Below are 19,644 nucleotides of genomic sequence, written 5' to 3'. Positions count from 1 at the left end.
TTGTTTATCAATGGCCTCATATGAACGTATATACCAAAGGAAGAGGTGTCTAAAGATGTCTAGTAAAAAAAGTATTATCAGCTTCATTTCGCTCTTGGCCATGACAAGTCTCATCAGTGCCTGTTCGGGCAATCCAAGCGGTACGGGTTCCACGCCCTCATCGGAAAAATCAGTTGTGCTCAAAGGGGTTACCGCCTGGGAAGAAAATAATATTCATAGTGCAGGATTCGGCATGTTTCAGAAAAAAATCGAGGAGCAAAGCAATGGCCGAATTAAAGTGCAGTATGCAGGAGGTCCCGAATCGATCCCGGCCTTTAATCAGGGAGATGCGGTACGTACGGGGGTCGTAGATTTTTCCGTTCTTTCTACAGCTTATTATCAGAACCAGGTGCCGGAAGCCGTAGTTACCAATTATAGCGAACTGTCTGTCGAAGATGAATGGAAGAACGGCAGCATGGCTTTCCTGAATGAAATACATAATAAAAAATTAAATGCCCAATTCATAGGAAGATCCAGCGGGATGAGCTACAGTCTATATACGAAAAAGCCGATTACCAGTATCGACGATCTTAAAGGCAAACGATTCCGGACATCGCCTGTCTATGTGCCGTTTATTAAAGCATTAGGTGCAGAGGCTGTGATCATGCCGGCAGGAGAAATCTATACGGCAATCGAGCGGGGGGTCATTGACGGCGTAGCTTGGCCCAAGGGTGGAGTCACAGATTTGGGGCTGCAAAAACAAATTAAATATCAAATATCACCCAGCTACTGGAAAGTCGATACTTCTATGATCATGAATCTGGACAGATGGAAGCAGCTGTCTAAAGAAGACCAGGATTTGATTAATAAGGTAGCCCGTGAAGTCGAGAAAGAACTTCCCCTATTCATTGAAAAATTTATTGAAGACGAGCAGAAAAAGTTGAAAGAAGCCGGGATTCAGGAAGTTAAGCTGCCGGAAGAGGAATACTTGAAAATTGCCAATGATTCGGCTTGGAAGTGGGTAGAGACGAATTTGCCGGAGAACGGAAAGAAATTAGAGGAATTGTTCAGAAAGAAATAGGAGGGAGATCCTTGTGAAATTCCGCAAGATGGTTCACCAGTTTGACCGGGCATTGTCACAAATTGAAGTCGTTTTTATGGCGATAGCCGCCATTTTATTGTTTGTGATGATCTTTACGGTCTGTTTTAGCGTGGTCGGCCGTTATTTTTTAGGAATACCGGCTGCATGGACGGTGGAGTTGAGTGAATATATTATGGTTTTTCTAGCTTTTTTATCGGCCTCATGGGTGCTCCGCAAGGATGGGCATGTTCGTTTGGACCTGCTCCTGAATACACTCAGTCCTAGTAAGCAATTGCTTTTTAATCGAATTACGGCCATTATTGCAGCTATTGCCTGCGGCTTATTTTTCTGGTTTAGCTTGAAAGCCACCATTGACAATTATCAAAGGGATGTCATTTCTTATAACATTTTGAACACTCCGAAATATTTGGTTTTGTTGCCTATTCCATTAGGCAGTCTGCTTTTAACTCTCAGATATATTCGAAACATTTTGAGTGATTTTAAAATTTGATTAGAACAGCGAAGAAGGTGATCTAAATGGAGTGGTGGTTGTTTCTTATTTGTTTCTTTGGGTTGCTCATGGTATTCATGTTTATGGGGATGCCGGTGGCATTTTCATTCTTGGCGGTAAACTTTATTTTTATCACCTATGTCATGGGCTTTAAGCCCGGAATGAATCAAATTGTATTAAGCGCTTACGATTCGTTGGCCAAGTTTCCATTAACAACCATACCGCTCTTTGTCATCATGGGGGAATTGCTGCTGCATTCGGGACTGGTCGTGAAAACCTTGGATGTTTTATCCAAATGGTTAGGGCGTATACCTGGACGGTTAAGCGTGCTTTCCATTATCAGCGGATCTTTTTTTGCCGCTCTAAGCGGATCAAGCATCGCTAATACTTCCATGCTGGGAACCGTATTGGCACCAGACATGCGAAACCGGGGTTATCATAACTCCATGGTCCTTGGACCCATCATGGCCTCGGGAAGTCTGGCTGTCATCATGCCGCACAGTAGTCTGGCTGTCCTGCTGGGGAGTATCGGCAAGGTATCGATTGGCGATTTGTTGATAGCCACCGTTGTCCCGGGAGTTTTGATGACCGCGATTTTCGTTGTGTACATCATGATCAGGTGCGCCAAAAACCCTTCCCTGGCCCCGGCTTATCCCATTGAAGAGAGCAGCTGGTCCGATCGGATCCGTTCGCTAACATTCGGGGTCATGCCTACTGCGCTTTTGATTCTTGCAACCGTACTTTTGATTTTCTTTGGTATCGCTACGCCTACCGAATCAGCCGCATTGGGAGCGTTTGGCGCTTTGCTGCTCGTGATCATGTACAGGGCGCTGACGTGGGAAGTGTTATTAAAGTCCATTAAGGGAACATTGGAAATTTCAGGAATGATCCTGATTATTATCGCTGCTTCCTCTGCGTTTACACAGCTGCTGGCTTTTACGGGAGCAAGCCGGGGATTATTGAATATGGCTCTGGGGCTTGAAATTCCGTCTCTATTGATTATTGTCATTATGCTTCTGATCGTCGTTTTCCTGGATAGCTGTATCGATCCGATTTCGATCATGATGATCACCCTTCCGGTTTACATTCCCATGGTCATCGCTTTAGACTACGATCCGATTTGGTTTGGTATTATGATGCTTATTTGTTTGGATCTGGGCAATTTAACCCCGCCTTTCGGTCTGCTGCTGTTTGTTATGAAAGGGGTTTCGCCGCCTGAAGTGACCATGAAGGAAATTACGCTAAGTGCAGTTCCCTTTGTCTCGCTGAAAGTCATGCTGATCATATTGATTATGATGATTCCGGAGATCGCGACGATGCTTCCGAGCTTGGGGAAATAAATGGTTGAAAATGAAAAAAGAGTATGTTAAAAAATTAAATAAATCTTATCAAACTTGTTATAAAAGTTAAATTATTAAAATAAATATATAAGTTTAAGTAAGTTTTGTTGACAATATTTTCATCTGCTACTACAATTGAATCATGAAAACGTTTTTAAACTGGGAGGTTATGTCATTTGAAGCTTAAAGGAAAAGTTGCGATTGTCACGGGTGGAGGGCAAGGCATCGGGAGAGCATTTTCCATGCGCTTGGCACAAGAAGGAGCTAAAGTTATTGTCGCCGACATTAATAAAGTAAATGCAAGTCATGTTGAAGAAGAGATTAAACGCGGCGGTCTGGAAGCCAAAGCGGTTTTTGTGGATGTCTCCAATGAACAAAGCACGCTTGATATGGCCAACGAAACGGTGGAGACCTATGGAAAGATAGATATTTTAGTCAATAATGCGGCGATTTTTTCAACGATAAAAATGAAAAAAATGGAGGAAATTACCGGGGGAGAATGGGATGCCATGATGAATGTAAATTTAAAAGGCGTCTTTTTATGCTCCAAAGCTGTTGTGCCGGTGATGAAAAAACAAAATAGCGGAAGGATCATTAATATTTCCTCAGCTGCGGTCTATCTGGGACGGACGGATTATATCCATTATGTTGCATCGAAGGCAGGCGTATTGGGATTCAGCGGATCTTTGGCCAGAGAAGTTGGCGAGTACAACATTACGGTAAATTCCATTACACCGGGACCTACCTATACGGAAATTCCGCGCGAAACGGTGAATGACGACCAAAAACAGCGCATGTTAAACATGCAATCGTTGAAACGATTGCAAGTACCGGACGATCTGGCGGGAACCGTTGTATTCTTGAGCTCGGACGATTCCTCGTTTATTACGGGTCAAGTTTTCAACATCGATGGCGGTATGAATATTCGTATTTAAATGAGCGTTTTACGAGAGGAGCAGGGACCGTTGATTGAGACAAATAAATCTTTAGAGGATTGGGAGAAGCTCAAGAGATCGATGCTGGATAAAGATTGGAATATGCTGATCGGAGGGCAACTGGTTAAGGCGCAAAACGGCGAAACCTATGAAACGGTTAATCCTGCAAATGGGGAAGCCTTGGCGAAAGTCCCGTTCGCCCAACAAAATGACGTTGAACATGCGGTTAAAGCTGCAAAACAGGCGTTCGAAACCTGGAAGCATGTACCGCCGATCGAACGCGGCAGGCTGATCCGTAAACTTGCCGATGAATTCCAGAAGAGAGCCGATGAGTTTGCAGTGCTTGACTCGGTAGATAGCGGAAATCCGGTGACGGCTATGCGCGGTGATGTATTTGCTTCCGCCTCCATGATGGAATACATGAGCGGATTGGCAAGCGAAATGAAAGGGGACACGTTCCCCTCCAGCCAAAATTGGCATTTGACACGCAGGGAGCCGTATGGCGTGATTGGAAGGATCATTCCATACAACCATCCGATTATGTTCACGGCCACTAAAATCGTAGGTCCTTTAATTGCAGGAAATACGGTCGTGCTTAAAGCTCCGGATCAATGCCCGCTTTCATCCTTGCTTTTTGGGCAATTATGTCAGCAAATTTTGCCTCCGGGTACCGTAAATATTGTTAGTGGCGATGGCCGGACGACGGGCGACGCCATTGTACGTCACCCGGATATTAAAAGAATCGGGTTGATCGGCAGCGTTGAAACTGGAAAAAACATTCTCAAATCATCTGCAGAAGTTGGAATCAAGCATATATCGCTCGAGTTGGGCGGTAAAAATGCAATGATTGTATTCCCGGACGTTGATTTGGAAAGTGCGGCTAAAGCGGCGGTAAAGGGCATGAATTTTACATGGTGTCAAGGGCAATCCTGCGGATCGACATCAAGGCTATTCGTGCATGAGGATATATACGACCAATTTTTACCGAAATTGAAGCATTATGTAGAGCAAATTAAAATCGGAAATCCGCTGGATCCTGAAACCGAAATGGGATGTTTGGTTTCCCGGAATCAGTACGATAAGGTTGTTTCTTATATCGATGCTGGACATCAACAAGGAGCCCGTCTTCTCATCGGGGGGAAAAGAGCCGAGGGAGATACCTTTGATAAAGGCCTGTTTATTTTGCCTACCGTATTTGAAGATGTAAATGAAAAGATGAGCATCTTCAATGAAGAAATATTCGGCCCCGTCCTCTCGGTGATCAAGTGGAATAATGTCGAAGATGCAGTTCGACAAATCAACAGTGTCCCTTATGGATTAACCGGTTCGATATGGACCCACGATATTCAAACCGCGCTCCGCATGGCGGAGAACATAGAATCCGGTTTCCTCTGGATAAACGGTAGTTCCTCCCATTACCTGGGGGTTCCGTATCAAGGTTACAAAAACAGCAGTATCGGTTCCGAGGAAGGCCTGGATGAAATATTGAGCTATACTCAGGTGAAAACGGTTAATATTGTGATGGAATAATGTGCTTCATGCTGCATGCTTAATCATATTCATTCAAATTTAGAAAGGAGAATGAAAATGGAAGTGGAAGAGTATATTGTTGCAGTGGATACGGGGGGGACGTTTACCGACTGTGTCATCGTGAATAGTAAGGGGCAGGTTACCGTCGGTAAAAGTCATTCGACCCCGCCGGATTTTTCGGAGGGGGTTCTCGAATCCGTTCGGGTCACGGCAGAAAAAATCGGATTGACGCTGGAGCAATTGCTGCCTCGTACGATACAGTTCATCCATGGTACAACGGTAACGACGAACGCTATGGTGGAAAGAAGAGGGGTCAAGGTCGGATTTCTAACCACAGTCGGGCATAAAGACGTTTTACATATGATGAGAATTATGGGCAGAACGGCAGGCATGCCGGTTCATCAGCTTCAATTATCCAAAACAAGCAAGCCTGAGGCCATTGTTCCCAAGCAGTTAATAGAAGAAGTTTACGAGCGCGTTGATTACAAGGGAAACGTGATAGCGCCGCTTGATCTCGAACATTCCCGTAAAGCTATACAGCGTCTTTTAGATCAAGATGTGAAAGCGATTGCAATATCCCTTCTCTGGTCCTTTAAAAACCCCGAGCATGAACAAATATTAAAGAAGCTTGTTAAAGAACTGGCTCCGGAAATGACGGTTTCCTTATCCAGTGAAATTGTACCTAAAATTGGCGAATATGAACGGAGCGCAACGACCGTTATTAACAGTTATACGTCACCCTTGTTGTCCGGATACGTGAATAAGCTTTATGAAGGGTTAAGCTCCAAAGGTTTAAAAACCCAGCTTCTAATTATGCAGTCCATCGGCGGTTTAATGCCGGCAAACGAAGCTGAGCGGTTGTCCGTTACGACTTTGATGTCCGGCCCCGCTGGCGGTGTAATGGGCGCCAAGTTTCTCGGCAATAAATATGGCCATGCCAACGTGATTTGTACGGATGTAGGCGGCACGACCTTTGACGTAGGGCTGGTCGTGAACGGGGAGCCGGTCATTTCGTCAACGACCGAGATGAATCAATATACGCTTTCTTTGCCTATGATCGACATTGTTTCCATTGGTGCGGGCGGAGGCAGTATTGCTAAGGTAGATGTCGGGTCAACATTGCTTGTTGGTCCGGATAGCGCGGGGGCTAGACCAGGTCCGGTTTGCTATGGCAAAGGCGGAACGGAGCCTACCGTTACGGATGCGGATGTTGTCCTGGGATTCATTGATCCTGACTATTTCCTGGATGGAAAAGTAAAGCTGTACAAAGATAAAGCCGTTGAGGCCATAAGGGAAAAAATTGCGATACCGCTTGGCCTGTCCGTAGAGGACGCAGCTGCCGGTATTGTAGAAATCGCGAATTCCCATATGGCGGATCTCATTCGAAAAATGTCAATTGAACGCGGATACGACCCAAGGGATTTCATCATTTATCTCTATGGCGGAGCGGGACCTACGCATGGCACGGCATACGGCCGGGATCTTGGCGTAAAAGAAATGATCGTGCCTTTGGGTGAAACCGCCGCCGTATATTCCGCTTTCGGTATATCCAGCTCCGACATTTCACACGTCTATGAAATATCCGACCCGGCCGTAGCACCTTGGAACGTTAAACAAGTCCAAGATAATTTCCTCTATTTGGAGGATAAGGCGATAACCCAATTGTTGGAAGAGAATGTTAAGAACGAACATATCCGTTTAGACCGCTGGGTGGAAATGCGTTATAAGGGGCAAGTTCATCAAGTGGATGTGCCGTTTCCAAGCGGCGCCATTCATGAGCAAGCATTGTCGCAAGTGGTTGTAGAATTTGAATCCCGTTACGAGACCTTGTATGGAAAAGGCTCTGCCTTTAAAGAGGGCGGCATTGAACTCGTGAGTTACCGGGTTAATGCCTATGGAAAACTTCCGAAGCCGTCGCTTGAAGCTAAAACAGCGAATGAGGCTGAGCAGCAGCTCGTAATAACCAACCGTTCTGTTTACTGGAAGGAATTAGGCGGATACAGGGATACAACCATATATCGCGGTAACCTTGCAAGTTATAAGGATTTGATTGCAGGTCCGTCTGTAATCGAACTTCCTACTACGACCATTCCCGTCTATCCAGGCCAAACTGTTCAAGTCGATTCGTTAGGCAGCCTCATTATTCATAATTCGGTTGAATGAAGTTGTTCAAATAACAGAACGGCAAGGAGGGTATGCAATGTCAAAATTCACCATGGATTTCAAAAAAGCATCTGACTTGAAAATTTCTGCGAAAACCCCGATTTATGAAAAACAAAGCGCCCATGAGGTTGATCCGATTACCTACCAGGTTGTTTTTCATAAACTGTGGCAAATCGCCGATGAACAGGAAAAAACGATCCAGAAAATTTCCGGCTCGCCGATTGCCACCGATGCACACGATTTTAACGTGATGATTTCCGACAGCTACGGTGAAATTGTTGTACTTGGCACAGGTGTCGTCATGCTAGGCAGTGTTATGGATTCCGTTGTCAAATGGATTTTAGAGAACCGCTCGGAAAATCCGGGAATTGAAGACGGAGACATTTTCCTTTGCAACGATCCTTGGGTCGGGGCGCTCCATCAAAATGACATGGCTATGATCGCTCCCATTTTCGTGGATGGCAAATTATTCGCTTGGACTGGTTCGACGATCCACCAAGTCGATGTAGGCGGGGTTAATCCGGGAAGTTTCTGTATCGACGCCAATGATTTATATGCGGAAGGTCAACCTTGGCCACCGATCAAAATCGTTAAAAAAGGGGAGATTCAGTCCGATATCGAAGATTTATGGATGCGGCAAACACGCGCCCCTGCGCTGTTGGCCATTGACTTGCGGGCCCATATCGCTTCCATTAACATTGTAAAATCCCGTTTGCTGAAGCTGGTTGAACGCTACGGCGCAGATACGGTGAAGAGCGTTATGGAGAAGTCGTTGGATTATGCGGAACTTCGTCTTCGCAATCGGTTAAAGGAATTACCGGATGGCACATTCAGGCATGTGGATTTTCACGATGTAGCGCAGAAGGGCGATCGCGGTGTGTATAAGATTGCTCTAACGATGACGAAAGATAATGACCGATTGATATTCGATTTTTCGGAAACCGATCCTCAAATAGGAGTCATTAACGCTACACTGATTTCTGGCACGGCCGGAGCGGTCCTGCAGGCGGTTCTGCAGCTTTTGTGCAATGATATCCCTTGGTCTGTGGGCGGAATTAAGCGCGTGTTTACGGTGGAAGCCAAACCGGGCACCATCCTGAGTGCGCAGCATCCTGCCGGGGTTAGCATGGGGGCGACAGGCTCAGCTTGGCTGGCCGGAAACTGTGCGAATATTACGATTTCCAAGCTGCTGATGGGGCATCCGGAGCATAAAGAAAGACTGGTAGCCGGAACAGCGGGATCTTGGGTCACGGTTATACCGATGGGCCTTGATCAATACGGCAACCCGTTCTTGACCATGATTATGGATGCCATGGCAGGCGGATTTGGAGCACGCAGTTTCGGCGACGGTGTAGATACGGGAGGTTTACTCTGCACACCAAGCGGACAGTGTCCAAACGTGGAGAGCAATGAGCTGTTCTTCCCCATTCTTTATTTGTACCGGCGGGAAAAAACGGACTCCGGCGGCCCGGGGAAATATCGGGGCGGCCTGGGTGCGGAGCTTTGCTGGATTCCGCATGACACGGAACAAATGTTACTGACCGTCAGTTCATTCGGTGCAGCCATTCCGAATTCCGCCGGAATTTCGGGCGGGTATCCTTCGAATACCGTACAAGTTAAAATGATGCGTGATACGAATATTCACCAGCTGCTAAGTCAAAGTTTGATTCCGCAAGATTTTGCGGAGATGGAAGGGAAACTGGAAATCTGGCAGCCTAAAACAGATGCGGTTCAGCAAAAAAACGATGTGTTCTACTTTTGCTTCCAGGGCGGCGGGGGCTACGGCGATCCTTTGGACCGGGAACCGGACAAAGTTCGCGAGGATGTTCTGGAAAACAGAGTCAGTCAGCAGGTTGCCTATGATGTGTATGGTGTGCTGCTTGATGGAAACGGAAAACTGGATGAACCGGCAACGGAAGAGCGCCGTCAACAAATTCGCCAAGCAAGACTGGCTTGATAGGGAAAGGGGACGATCAAACATGGCCTTGATTTTAAGCGAATATTTGCAAGTAACGAATGAGGGTAACCGGCATATCCAATGTCGCAAATGCGCCCACAATATCAGTTCTGTTGATAAAAATTATAAGCTTTACACGGTGATGAAAGAAGAATCGGTTCAAACGGCAAATCCCCAAAATGTCGATTCCCGTCAATATGTGGATAAGGATATGGTTTTTCGCCGGTTTTTTTGCCCCAATTGCGCGACCCAATTAGAAACGGAAGTGAATGTGAAGGGAGAACCCCCCGTCTGGGATATCCACATTAAAATCTGAAAACCGAAGAGACGCATCGCTTGCTGGCATCAGAAGGGCTGTCCCAAAGTAAGCGTCAACAAAGAGTCATAGAGCTCGCATGCTATGTCTGTAGCAATATATTCAACTTTTGGCGGGATCGTTGGATAGACTTTTCGAACAATCAATCCATCGCGCTCCAAGTTGAATGTTCCAACAACTTCCGCGAAAAGCTGGGTTACCGGACCGAAGAAAAGCTGCGGAAATTTTGTACAACTATGCGATATGCGAGAACGGCAAGTTTGCCTATGTGCACAAATTCAAGGCTGCGCTGCTTTATTGATCGCCGGAGAAGCGCTTGTTTCCAAAGCAGGGAGAGACGCAATGAACGAACCCGGAGTATGGGAATATAAAGAAAATATTCTAATATATCGCTTTTGCACTTTATCAAGTGAAGTTCCTATGCTACAATTTTAACATTCCGATGGGAACAGTCGAAAATGAAGCGAAGAGGTGTTTAACCTATGACGCAAAGGGATGAATCGATCGTTCATGAACGTTTTACGCTGCCGGCCGGTCAGCTCGATACCGGAGAGCCGCTGTATATTCGCGGGGACGTCAGGCTGGCGGCAGGGGGACAGACGGCACCGAAGCCGGTCCTGCTGATATGCCACGGCTTCAAAGGATTTAAGGACTGGGGATTCTTCCCTTACGCCGCCTCGCGGTTCGCGGAACGCAATTACTATGTCGTTACGTTTAATTTCTCGTGCAATGGCGTGAACGAGACCGATTTCGATGAGCTGGATAAATTCGCAGTCAACACGTACTCCAGGGAGCAAGCCGATCTGGAGACGCTGCTTCAGGCGCTGCGGGAGAGGAAGCTGCCGCTGGCCGATCATGCCGACTTGCAGCGCCTGATACTGCTCGGCCATAGCAAGGGTGGAGGGACAAGCATTATTTTTGCAGCCGAGCACCCGGAGGTCCAAGCGGTGGTCACCTGGAACGGCATCGGGAAAACCGATTTGTTCGACGACGCGTTCAAAGCACAAATTGCCGAGCAAGGCGTAGCGTACGTCGCCAATGTCAGAACGAAGCAGGAAATGCCGATACGTGCGTCCTTCTATGAGGACCTGCGGGCGAACGGCGATCGCTTCGACATTGCCCAAAGATTGGCAGGCCTCCACATTCCGGTGCTTCAAGTGCAGGGTGATCAGGACTCCCCCCGTCTCAAGGCCGGGTTCGAGCTGCTGCGTTCGGCGGCGCCGCAGCACCGCGACCGGATCGTCACGATCGAAGGCGGCACGCATACGTTCGGTGCCGTGCATCCCTTTCGGACGACGACGCCGGAGCTGGAAGGCGCGATCCATGCGACGATTCAGTTTATGGATGATGTAACGAACCTGAACCGTCCTTAAATACCGAAGCGGCCTTGGTCCTAAATTCAATTGGACTGAGGCCGTTTAGTTTTGCCTGTAATCGCTATAGTTTGAAAAATTTGAATTGACAAAAAAACGGATAAATTCTATAATTTGATTAATCCAATTGAATTAATAGGATTTGACCGGGACACCGGATTATCCATTCTCTCAGAGAGAATGGATTTTTTTATTTCTAAATAATAAAGGATTAAATTTATCAACTATCATTTAACATTTTAAATCAAGGAGGATGTAAACATGAGTCGAATTGCAGGTCCTAGGTTTGGAATTTGGACACCGGTTTATGGAACATGGGGGGCTACGACACATCCGGAGGACCCCTTTGACGCTTCTTGGGAAAGAGCTAAGCAGCTGGTGCTGTCCGCCGAAAAGCTCGGCTACGATTCAACTCTTATAGCCCAGCATATCGTCAATCCGTACGGACATGAAATTGATATTTTGGAGACCTGGACCGCAGCCGCTGGTCTTGCCTCATTAACCTCAAACATTGAAATTATCGCCGCGATAAAGCCAACGCTCTTCCACCCGGTGGTGCTCGCCAAGCAAGCTCTCGGTATCGAAGAGATCAGCAGCGGCCGGTTCTCGATCAATGTGGTCAATGCTTGGTATAAACCGGAGCTGCTCCAATCGGGCATTCCATTTGCCGAACATGACGAGCGTTATATTTACGGAACCGAATGGCTCACGATCGTCCTTTCGCTGCTGACCGGGAAGAAAACCAGCTTTGAAGGCAAGTACTTCCACGTTGATGGAATTGAATTGAACCCGGGACCGAAAACAAGGCATCGTCCTACCATCTATGTGGGAGGAGAGTCGGAGCCGGCGAGAGATTTGGCTGCGGGACTGGGAGACGTCTGGTTTATTAATGGGCAGCCGCTTGAGAATGTCGAGGGGCTCATCCGTTCCGTTGCCAGGCGGAAACGGGAAGGCGTCCCCGTCCGCTTTGGGCTGTCCGCTTTTGTCATTGCGCGTGAGACGGAGGAGGAAGCACAGGCCGAGCTGGCTAAAGCTTGGGAATATGCAAAGGCCGACGAGCATCTGAATGAACAGCTCTTCGGACATGCGGACCAGAAAGCAGTTATGTTTCAAACGATTGCCAAGTATCCGGCTATAGGTACGAACGGGGGCACGGCAGCGGGGCTAGTCGGTTCTTATGACCAGGTAGCCGAGCGGATCGCAGCGTTTCATGAGATTGGCATCGAACTGTTTATGCTGCAGTTCCAACCGTTTGAAGCCGAGATGGAGCGCTTTGCAAGGGAGATTTTCCCGCGTGTTCGCAGCTTGAACCCGGTCGCACTTTAACGGGAACTGGAAAAACGATTTTTTGTAACCTACGGCACTTAATTTCAATTAGAAAATATGAGCTCGAAGAATTGACAGGTTGACGGAGACGGTGTTAGCATCATTATAACGCAGTTAGTTTATCGGAATTATTTTAATTCGTTCTGATAAGCTTGCTTGTCGATACAAAATGACATCATAGTAGGAGTGTGGGATTCGTGTCCAATGTCGTTATTATTTCTGGAAGTACTTCAAGCACATCCCGCTTGAATGGAGTTTTGCAGCAAGTTGAAGCATTGCTGCACGATCACAAGGTTGAACGAATTGATGTAAGAAGCCTGCCGCCCGAGGATTTGATCTACACCAAATTCGACAGTCCGGCTATTATTGAAGCCAATAGACTCATCGAGCAGGCGGATGCGGTTGTGGTAGCGACTCCCATCTATAAGGCGTCTTATACCGGCGTGCTAAAAACGTTCCTTGACCTGATTCCGCAAAAGGGGCTTCAGGGAAAGGTGATTTTGCCTATTGCGATAGGAGGAACAATTGCTCATTTATTGGCTATTGATTATGCTTTAAAGCCGGTGCTTTCCTCATTGGGCGCTAACAATCAGCTTCAAGGCGTTTATGCCCAGGACGTGCAGGTGAATCGGGCTGAGGATGGAAGCTTTGAACTGACGGAAGAATTGCATCAACGGCTTCAGGAATCCGTTCAACAATTCGAAAAGGAAATACAGGCGCTCCTGCAGAAATCCCCGGTTTGAATGCCGACAGTGCGTGCCACAACGATAAGCGTGCAATCCACAGATGTGGTTGCGCGCTTTTGTTTGGTTATCGACCTGTTAGATTTTCAATATTTTCTAACGGTTTAGGCTAAGCTGTAAGAAAATACGAAGATCCTGTAAGAAACCAGTTAGATAGATGTTTTATTTTAATAAAAGGTCACACATAAAAATTAAATGTAAGCGGTATCATCTTGAGGCCTGGAAGCGCAGTTTGTAAATTCAGACTTGGGAGGGAAAACCAGTGAAGTTTATTTATGTGAATATCATGCCTTACCGGGATTTACCCGAGGACTTTGTGCAAAATCATGAAAGTGTTTGGGTGACCATACCGAGCGAATTGTATGACGCCGAAAAAGGTCATTTGATGTTTAACGAATATGTGGACCAATATGAGATTGCTGTCGACGCAGGCTTTGATGCGGTTGGTTTCAATGAACACCACGGCAATGCCTACGGACTGGATAACTCTCCGAACATTATGGCGGCTATGCTGGCGAGAAAAGTTCGCCAAACGGAAAAAACATGTATTGTGCTCATTGGCGATAGTATTGCTCTGTACAATCCCCCCATCCGCGTGGCTGAAGAACTGGCTATGCTGGATAACATTACGGGAGGGCGTGTCGTGGCAGGTTTTCCGGCCGGAACCTCCATGGACACCAACTACGTATACGGCATTCCCCCTGCTGAATTAAGACCCCGGTTCTATGAAGCGCTCGACCTCATTAAACAGGCGTGGACGCGAAGTGAAGTTTTCCCTTTCAACGGCAAATATACGCAGCTCAAGCACGTCAACCTGTGGCCTCGCCCTTATCAAAAGCCGCATCCGCCGATCTGGCTTCCCGGGAGCGGGAGTGTAGAAACATGGGATTACTGTGCCAAGAACGATCTTCCTTACTATTATCTCAGTTATAGCGGATATGCGACGGCGAAGAAATTTATGGATGGTTTCTGGGAGCATCGTCAGAAGCTTGGGAAAGATTTGAATCCTTATTGGGCCGGATTTAATCAGGTGATTCTAGTTTCCGAAACCGATGAACGGGCTCAGCAGGACTATGAAGAGCATCTTCGCTACATGCTGAGAACACTCATGCACATTCCGGCTAAATATGCGGAAGCTCCAGGATACCGTACCGCTAGAAGTGTAGCCGAAAGCTTGGTGAGTCAGTTCGCTTTACATGGTAAGAGCAGATACTCGACAAAAACTGATTTTGACTGGAAGCAGATTGTTGAAGCGGGCAACGTCATAGCCGGTTCCCCTGCGACCGTTCGCGACAGGCTTAGAGAAATGATTAAATCGCTTCGCGTGGGTAATATTACGGCGCATCTGAATATCGGCTCCATGCCGCATCATTTAGCCGTTAAAAATATTGAGCTGTTTTCGAAAGAAGTCATGCCGTATTTGCATGATATTTGGGATGATCAATGGCCTGTTGTCGGATGGCCGGAAGTTGCGAACAACCGTTTAAATCATGCGGGCCTGGCCCAAAATTCCGTTTAAGGGGGAGTCATATCATGTCGTCACCTGAACTGCTGACCATCCAGCTGCGCAAAGGCGCGCAAGCGAAAGTTCTCGTTGCCGGGGAAGGCAAGCCCGTCATCTTCCTGCATGGAGCGGGGGGGTTGAAATGGGATGTTTATTTAGAGGAATTAGCGAAAGAATATAAAGTTTACGCTCCTTACTTCCCGGGAACAGGGGGGGCTACAAGCTGTAATGAACTTGATCTTCGGAATTTGTGGGATGTCGTGCTTTATTACTTTGATTTGATTGATTTGTTAGGGATCGAGAATGTGGATATCATCGGTCATTCCTTCGGGGGCATGCTGGCTGCAGAATTGGCGGCAACCGACTCGAGACGAGTCCAGAATCTGCTGCTGCTTTGCGCAGCGGGATTGTGGGACGAAGAGATTGAGAAGAGATCTGCCTCCATGGAAGGCGATTTAAATTCCAAATTATTTTACGATAATGAATCTCCGCTCGCCCAAGCCCATTTTGCTTTACCGGAGGATGCGGATAAACGTTTGGAGGTACTGATTGATCAGCAAGTCGTTATGGCGGAAGCTTCCCGGTTCCTGTGGCCGCTGCCGGACAAAGGTCTTCGCCGTCGTCTGCATCGGATACGAGCCCAGACTTGTATTGTTTGGGGGAAGCAGGATGCCATTCTTCCAGTCGATTATGCGTATGTGTTTCAGAAGGAAATTTTGGGCGCAACCGTTGAAGTTTTAGATCAAACCTCGCATTTTCCGCAATTAGAGCAACTGGACGATGTATTGGAAACGACCTTCTCCTTGCTCACTCCGGATCCGGTGGCGAAGCAATAGCCGGCCAGGGCGGTTGGTGCGCGCCGTAAACCGATGAGGGAGGGAAGTCATGCAAGATTTCAAGGGAAAAGTTGCATTCATTACCGGAGGAGGCAGCGGAGTCGCTTTAGGGCAAGCTAAAGTCTTCGCCAAAGCCGGTATGAAGGTGGTCATCGCCGATATCCGTCAGGATCATCTGGATCAGGCGATGGCCTATTTCGAACAAACGGATGCACAGGTGCATCCCATTCGATTGGATATTACGGACCGTAAGGCGATGGCCGAGGCGGCCGACGAGACGGAACGCGTATTCGGTCCGGTGCAGCTGTTGTGCAATACGGCAGGAGTCAGTATTTTCGGTCCGATGCAGCAGGCGACCTACGAAGATTGGGACTGGATTATGAATGTCAATGTCGGCGGCGTCATCAACGGTATCCAGACCTTCGTCCCGAGAATGATCGAATACGGCAAGGGCGGACATATTGTGAATACGGCATCGATGTCAGGCTTTACCCCCATGACCGGTACCGGTGTATATTGCACGTCAAAGTTTGCCGTGCGGGGATTGACCGAGTCTCTCCGTATAGATCTTGAGCCGCATCATATCGGGGTATCGGTGCTGTGCCCGGGGGCGGTGAATTCGAATATTCACGAGGCGGTGCGCACGCGTCCGCAGCATCTCGCCAATACCGGCTACTACCATGAGGATGAAGAGATCATGAAGGGGCTGAAGGCGGTCATCGAGCCCGGTCTGGACCCTGTCATCCTGGCGGAGAAGGTGCTGGAGGCAATCCGGAACAATGAGCTTTATATTATTCCCTATGCGGAATTCAGAGAGCCGTTGATTGAACTGCATAACCGTGTACTTTCGGTTCTGCCCGATCCGAAGGATGACCCGGATATGATGAAGCGCGTCGAGGCCATTCAAAAGAGCAGAAGCCCACAACGTCAGGACGCCGGATGACCCGGAGCTTGCAGCGGGTACGTATTCATTTGTTCACCATTCAAGAGCGGCGAATAAAGGATACGGACCTAAAGTCCTTGTAACAGAATGATTCCGGCCACCGTCCAGCATTCGCCATGAGGAAAGATGTGAATGGGTCGTGTGGCCGGATGCCTATACGGCATTGATGTAAGCGCTGCCAACTAGCGCGGCATTCCCGCAAGCAACGCGCCTGTCGGTCACGGTTCTTGACTTACCGATATGAATGAATGAAAGGAGCCTGAATATCATGGCTGCAGCCCCGCGGTTGATTGATACCGATTTACACAATGATTTAGCCGGTCCCCGAGAACTTCTTCCTTTTTTACCCAAAGAGTGGCATCAGCAATGGCTGGAACAAGGAATAGGCGTCGGAGGAAAATCCTGGAGTGCCGTCGGCTATATACGGAAAGACGTTAAGCCGGAAAAAGGCGGCTACCCCGGAAGCGACCCGGAGTTTGTTCTCAAGGACCATATGGACAGATACGGCTTTGATTATGCGATCTTAACCGGAAACGCCTCCATGATCGGCATTTCCTTAAATTATGATCCGGACTATGCCAATGCGGTCGCGTCTGCTCATAACGATTGGCAGAACGAAGTCTGGTTGAAAGCGAGTCCCCGGTACAAAGGGTCGATTCTGATCAACCATGCCGATCCGGATGCAGCAGTCCGGGAAATTGAACGGCTGGCCGGCCATCCGGATATCGTACAAGTCATGATGTGCAGCGCGTCGCGGACTTTGTTCGGACAAAGATTTTATCATCCGATTTATGAAGCCGCCGAAAGGCACGGGCTGCCTGTGGCCATTCATCCGGGGAATGAAGGACTTGGCCCCACCTACCCTCCCACGCCTTCCGGATACCCGACTCGTTATATGGAATGGCAAAATATTATTCCGATCAACTATATGTCGCAAGTGAACAGCCTGGTCTGCGAAGGCGTATTTGAAAAGTTTCCAAAGCTGAAATTCGTCGCCATTGAAGGGGGCATTTCCTGGCTTCCGCATCTGATGTGGCGGATGGATAAAAACTACAAAGCACTGCGGGATACGGTGCCCTGGTTGAAGAAGCTCCCGTCCGAATACATCAAAGAACATGTGTTATTAACGACGCAGCCGATCGAGGAGCCGACCCAACCCCAGCATCTGGTGGATATTATTAACATGTGCGGCGCTGAAGACATGGTCATGTTCTCTTCCGACTATCCGCATTGGGATTTCGATAATCCGAAAATGGCACTTGCCTCGTTCCCAAGAGAGTTAAGAGAAAAAATCGCCGCCAAAACCGCAATGGATGTGTACGGTCTGAAGGAAGTCGTGGAAGGTGCCGGCATTGGGGGAGTCGCCGGATGACCAGACACGCGGTTGCCAAAGTCGCCGACCTGCGGGAGAAGGGGCGACACCTTGTAGAGGTCAAAGGCATGGAGCTTGGAATTTTCATGGTGGACGGTCAATATTATGCATGGCGCAATGTATGTCCGCATGCGGCAGCGCCGGTTTGCGTAGGCAAGGTTTGCGGGACGCGTCTTCCATCGATGGTGTATGATTACGAGTTCGGGCGCGATCAGGAAATATTGCGCTGTCCGTGGCACGGATGGGAATTTGATCTCAAAACCGGACGACATCTTGTCGATACGGACGCCAAGCTGAGAGGGTTTGCCGTGGAAGTGGAGGATGAGGATATTTACGTGGTTATGCCGTAAAGGTCGGTTGGAACAAGGAACGTTATCTATGGATAAGGAGCGTGTTCGATATGATAGAGGGAGCAAAAGCAAGCACCGCCACGCGCGTGGTGCAAAAGAACAATGAGAGTCCCGTGCGTGAGGTGGAAACGGATATTTGCGTTGTAGGCAGTGGAATCGCGGGCATCTCGGCCGCACTGGAAGCTGCGCGGCTCGGGCGTAAAGTGACGCTGGTCGACGGGCTTCCGGCCCTTGGCGGCCAGGCTGTAAACTCGATCATCGGCACCTTCTGCGGTCTTTTCTCGAGCGGCAAGAAGGGCTATCAGTTCACCCATGGAATCGCCGACGATATACTGCGTGAGCTCGGCGCTGTCGGCGGGGTCCGCTTTCACTGGGAATCGACGAATGCGGTCATGTATGACGAGATCGCCTTATCCCGCTGGATCGAGGAGGCGGTGAGCGCTGCCGGCATCACTGTCGTTCTCGGCGCCATACTTAGGGGAGCGAACCGTGAAGGAAGACGCATTACCTCGATTGAGCTGACTACGCGATACGGAGACGTGCGCGTTACTGCAAACGGCTTTGTCGATGCGACGGGAGACGCAGCGCTGGCGTGGCATGCCGGGCTTCCTTGCCGGGAAGCGGCCGAGGTTGCGGTTTACGGTTCCCAGATGATGGTGGTCGAGGGGATCGACGAAAAGAACTATCCGGGATTTGGCGTCATTGGCGCAAGACTGAAAGAAAGAGCCGACGATTACGGAATCGTCCGTAAGGACGGCTTTGCTATACCGTTCCCGGGGAAGGGAACCGCGTTGGTCAATATGAACCATGTGGAAACGCCGCTTGAACCGGTGGCCGCTTCCATGAAAGCTATCGAGGGGAAAACAGAGGCGGACAAAGCGTTGAACTTCTTGAAAGGTGAGTTTCCGCTTTGCTTCGGCAAAGCACGCGTCCGCAGCTACGGGTTTGCCGGAATTCGCCAGACGCGTTGGATTGTCGGCAGCAAGCAGTTGACGGTTGAAGAGGTGCGCGCCGGCACGCGTTTTCCGGACGCAATTGCGCGTACGGCATGGCCGGTTGAACTGCATAGTCATGCGGAAGGCTATATTTGGGAGCCTTACCCCGATGACCACGTTCACTACGTGCCCCTGGGGAGCTTGACGCCTCCGGATGTCGATAACCTGGTTGCGGCTGGACGCTGCATCGATGGAGACGTTGCCGCCCTCTCGAGCGTACGCGTAATGGGACCCTGCATTGCGATGGGAGCGGCTGCGGCTAACGCATTGGATCTTGCAGGAACTGGCAGCGTCCATCAAATCGACATCGCCGCCCTGCAAGAGCGGCTGAAGGATAATCTGGAACGCACCGACAACCCGTGGATGGAACCGATCGCACTATAAGAACGG

At 48.7% G+C, this 19,644-nt stretch carries 18 protein-coding genes; 17 read left to right on the top strand and 1 reads right to left on the bottom strand.

Going from position 1 to position 19,644, the window contains the following annotated elements; all coding sequences use genetic code 11:
• The first annotated feature begins 55 nt into the window (after positions 1–55).
• The 8 genes from dctP (at position 56) to FKP33_RS27205 (ending at position 9,812) form a co-directional block, all read left to right on the top strand.
• Positions 56–1,060, top strand: coding sequence for a TRAP transporter substrate-binding protein DctP (gene dctP, locus FKP33_RS14550; RefSeq protein ID WP_164751935.1), 1,005 nt, complete (start codon positions 56–58; stop codon positions 1,058–1,060).
• 13 nt (positions 1,061–1,073) lie between these two features.
• On the top strand, positions 1,074–1,571 hold the full coding sequence (locus FKP33_RS14545) for a TRAP transporter small permease (protein ID WP_127609646.1): 498 nt from the start codon (positions 1,074–1,076) through the stop codon (positions 1,569–1,571).
• A gap of 26 nt (positions 1,572–1,597) precedes the next feature.
• Positions 1,598–2,911, top strand: coding sequence for a TRAP transporter large permease (locus FKP33_RS14540; RefSeq protein ID WP_127609644.1), 1,314 nt, complete (start codon positions 1,598–1,600; stop codon positions 2,909–2,911).
• A 176-nt stretch (positions 2,912–3,087) separates the two neighbouring features.
• Entirely contained in the window at positions 3,088–3,846 is a 759-nt protein-coding gene (locus FKP33_RS14535) for an SDR family NAD(P)-dependent oxidoreductase (RefSeq protein ID WP_127609642.1), read from the top strand.
• Positions 3,847–3,876: 30 nt separating this feature from the next.
• Positions 3,877–5,376 (top strand): aldehyde dehydrogenase family protein, encoded by a 1,500-nt coding sequence (locus FKP33_RS14530; RefSeq protein ID WP_219996651.1) that lies wholly within the window; start codon positions 3,877–3,879, stop codon positions 5,374–5,376.
• Positions 5,377–5,433: 57 nt separating this feature from the next.
• Positions 5,434–7,539 carry a hydantoinase/oxoprolinase family protein gene (locus tag FKP33_RS14525; protein ID WP_181410153.1) on the top strand — a complete coding sequence of 702 codons (2,106 nt, stop codon included), beginning with the start codon at positions 5,434–5,436 and terminating at the stop codon, positions 7,537–7,539.
• A 37-nt stretch (positions 7,540–7,576) separates the two neighbouring features.
• The gene (locus FKP33_RS14520; protein ID WP_141335562.1) at positions 7,577–9,496 is read left to right on the top strand and encodes a hydantoinase B/oxoprolinase family protein; all 1,920 of its coding nucleotides are present in this window, start codon (positions 7,577–7,579) and stop codon (positions 9,494–9,496) included.
• 22 nt (positions 9,497–9,518) lie between these two features.
• On the top strand, positions 9,519–9,812 hold the full coding sequence (locus tag FKP33_RS27205; RefSeq protein WP_164751933.1) for an acetone carboxylase subunit gamma: 294 nt from the start codon (positions 9,519–9,521) through the stop codon (positions 9,810–9,812).
• 29 nt (positions 9,813–9,841) lie between these two features.
• On the opposite strand, the gene FKP33_RS27710 is transcribed toward FKP33_RS27205, so the two are convergent.
• Positions 9,842–9,973 (bottom strand): winged helix-turn-helix transcriptional regulator, encoded by a 132-nt coding sequence (locus tag FKP33_RS27710; protein WP_258313448.1) that lies wholly within the window; start codon positions 9,971–9,973, stop codon positions 9,842–9,844.
• A gap of 321 nt (positions 9,974–10,294) precedes the next feature.
• Between FKP33_RS27710 and FKP33_RS14505 the strand changes: the two genes are divergently transcribed.
• From FKP33_RS14505 to FKP33_RS14465, 9 genes are all read left to right on the top strand, one after another.
• Positions 10,295–11,185 (top strand): alpha/beta hydrolase, encoded by an 891-nt coding sequence (locus FKP33_RS14505; RefSeq protein WP_141335560.1) that lies wholly within the window; start codon positions 10,295–10,297, stop codon positions 11,183–11,185.
• A 261-nt stretch (positions 11,186–11,446) separates the two neighbouring features.
• The gene (locus tag FKP33_RS14500) at positions 11,447–12,511 is read left to right on the top strand and encodes an LLM class flavin-dependent oxidoreductase (protein WP_141335559.1); all 1,065 of its coding nucleotides are present in this window, start codon (positions 11,447–11,449) and stop codon (positions 12,509–12,511) included.
• 197 nt (positions 12,512–12,708) lie between these two features.
• Positions 12,709–13,254 (top strand): NADPH-dependent FMN reductase, encoded by a 546-nt coding sequence (ssuE, locus tag FKP33_RS14495; RefSeq protein ID WP_127609632.1) that lies wholly within the window; start codon positions 12,709–12,711, stop codon positions 13,252–13,254.
• A 262-nt stretch (positions 13,255–13,516) separates the two neighbouring features.
• Complete coding sequence (locus FKP33_RS14490) at positions 13,517–14,773, top strand: LLM class flavin-dependent oxidoreductase (protein WP_127609630.1); 1,257 nt, start codon at positions 13,517–13,519, stop codon at positions 14,771–14,773.
• A 14-nt stretch (positions 14,774–14,787) separates the two neighbouring features.
• Complete coding sequence (locus FKP33_RS14485) at positions 14,788–15,594, top strand: alpha/beta fold hydrolase (RefSeq protein WP_054795328.1); 807 nt, start codon at positions 14,788–14,790, stop codon at positions 15,592–15,594.
• A gap of 49 nt (positions 15,595–15,643) precedes the next feature.
• The gene (locus FKP33_RS14480; protein WP_054795329.1) at positions 15,644–16,537 is read left to right on the top strand and encodes an SDR family NAD(P)-dependent oxidoreductase; all 894 of its coding nucleotides are present in this window, start codon (positions 15,644–15,646) and stop codon (positions 16,535–16,537) included.
• A 268-nt stretch (positions 16,538–16,805) separates the two neighbouring features.
• A complete protein-coding gene (locus tag FKP33_RS14475; RefSeq protein WP_127609626.1) occupies positions 16,806–17,909 on the top strand; it encodes an amidohydrolase family protein in 1,104 nt (367 codons plus the stop codon).
• On the top strand, positions 17,906–18,259 hold the full coding sequence (locus FKP33_RS14470; protein WP_141335558.1) for a Rieske (2Fe-2S) protein: 354 nt from the start codon (positions 17,906–17,908) through the stop codon (positions 18,257–18,259). Before FKP33_RS14475 ends, FKP33_RS14470 begins: the two co-directional genes overlap by 4 nt.
• A gap of 50 nt (positions 18,260–18,309) precedes the next feature.
• Positions 18,310–19,638, top strand: a complete 1,329-nt coding sequence (locus FKP33_RS14465) for an FAD-dependent oxidoreductase (RefSeq protein ID WP_127609622.1) — start codon at positions 18,310–18,312, stop codon at positions 19,636–19,638.
• Positions 19,639–19,644: the final 6 nt, after the last annotated feature.

Origin of the sequence: Paenibacillus sp. tmac-D7, assembly GCF_006519665.1 — a bacterium.
Classification (GTDB): domain Bacteria; phylum Bacillota; class Bacilli; order Paenibacillales; family NBRC-103111; genus Paenibacillus_G; species Paenibacillus_G validus.
The sequence above is the reverse complement of the archived record's forward strand: the minus strand, read 5'-3'. Positions and strand labels throughout refer to the sequence as shown.

Bases quoted from the DNA above. Each gene is read 5' to 3' on its own strand.
- dctP (WP_164751935.1), top strand. From the start codon at position 56: ATGTCTAGTAAAAAAAGTATTATCAGCTTCATTTCGCTCTTGGCCATG.
- FKP33_RS14540 (WP_127609644.1), top strand. From the start codon at position 1,598: ATGGAGTGGTGGTTGTTTCTTATTTGTTTCTTTGGGTTGCTCATGGTA.
- FKP33_RS14525 (WP_181410153.1), top strand. From the start codon at position 5,434: ATGGAAGTGGAAGAGTATATTGTTGCAGTGGATACGGGGGGGACGTTT.
- FKP33_RS14520 (WP_141335562.1), top strand. From the start codon at position 7,577: ATGTCAAAATTCACCATGGATTTCAAAAAAGCATCTGACTTGAAAATT.
- FKP33_RS27205 (WP_164751933.1), top strand. From the start codon at position 9,519: ATGGCCTTGATTTTAAGCGAATATTTGCAAGTAACGAATGAGGGTAAC.
- FKP33_RS14505 (WP_141335560.1), top strand. From the start codon at position 10,295: ATGACGCAAAGGGATGAATCGATCGTTCATGAACGTTTTACGCTGCCG.
- FKP33_RS14500 (WP_141335559.1), top strand. From the start codon at position 11,447: ATGAGTCGAATTGCAGGTCCTAGGTTTGGAATTTGGACACCGGTTTAT.
- FKP33_RS14485 (WP_054795328.1), top strand. From the start codon at position 14,788: ATGTCGTCACCTGAACTGCTGACCATCCAGCTGCGCAAAGGCGCGCAA.
- FKP33_RS14480 (WP_054795329.1), top strand. From the start codon at position 15,644: ATGCAAGATTTCAAGGGAAAAGTTGCATTCATTACCGGAGGAGGCAGC.
- FKP33_RS14475 (WP_127609626.1), top strand. From the start codon at position 16,806: ATGGCTGCAGCCCCGCGGTTGATTGATACCGATTTACACAATGATTTA.
- FKP33_RS14470 (WP_141335558.1), top strand. From the start codon at position 17,906: ATGACCAGACACGCGGTTGCCAAAGTCGCCGACCTGCGGGAGAAGGGG.
- FKP33_RS14465 (WP_127609622.1), top strand. From the start codon at position 18,310: ATGATAGAGGGAGCAAAAGCAAGCACCGCCACGCGCGTGGTGCAAAAG.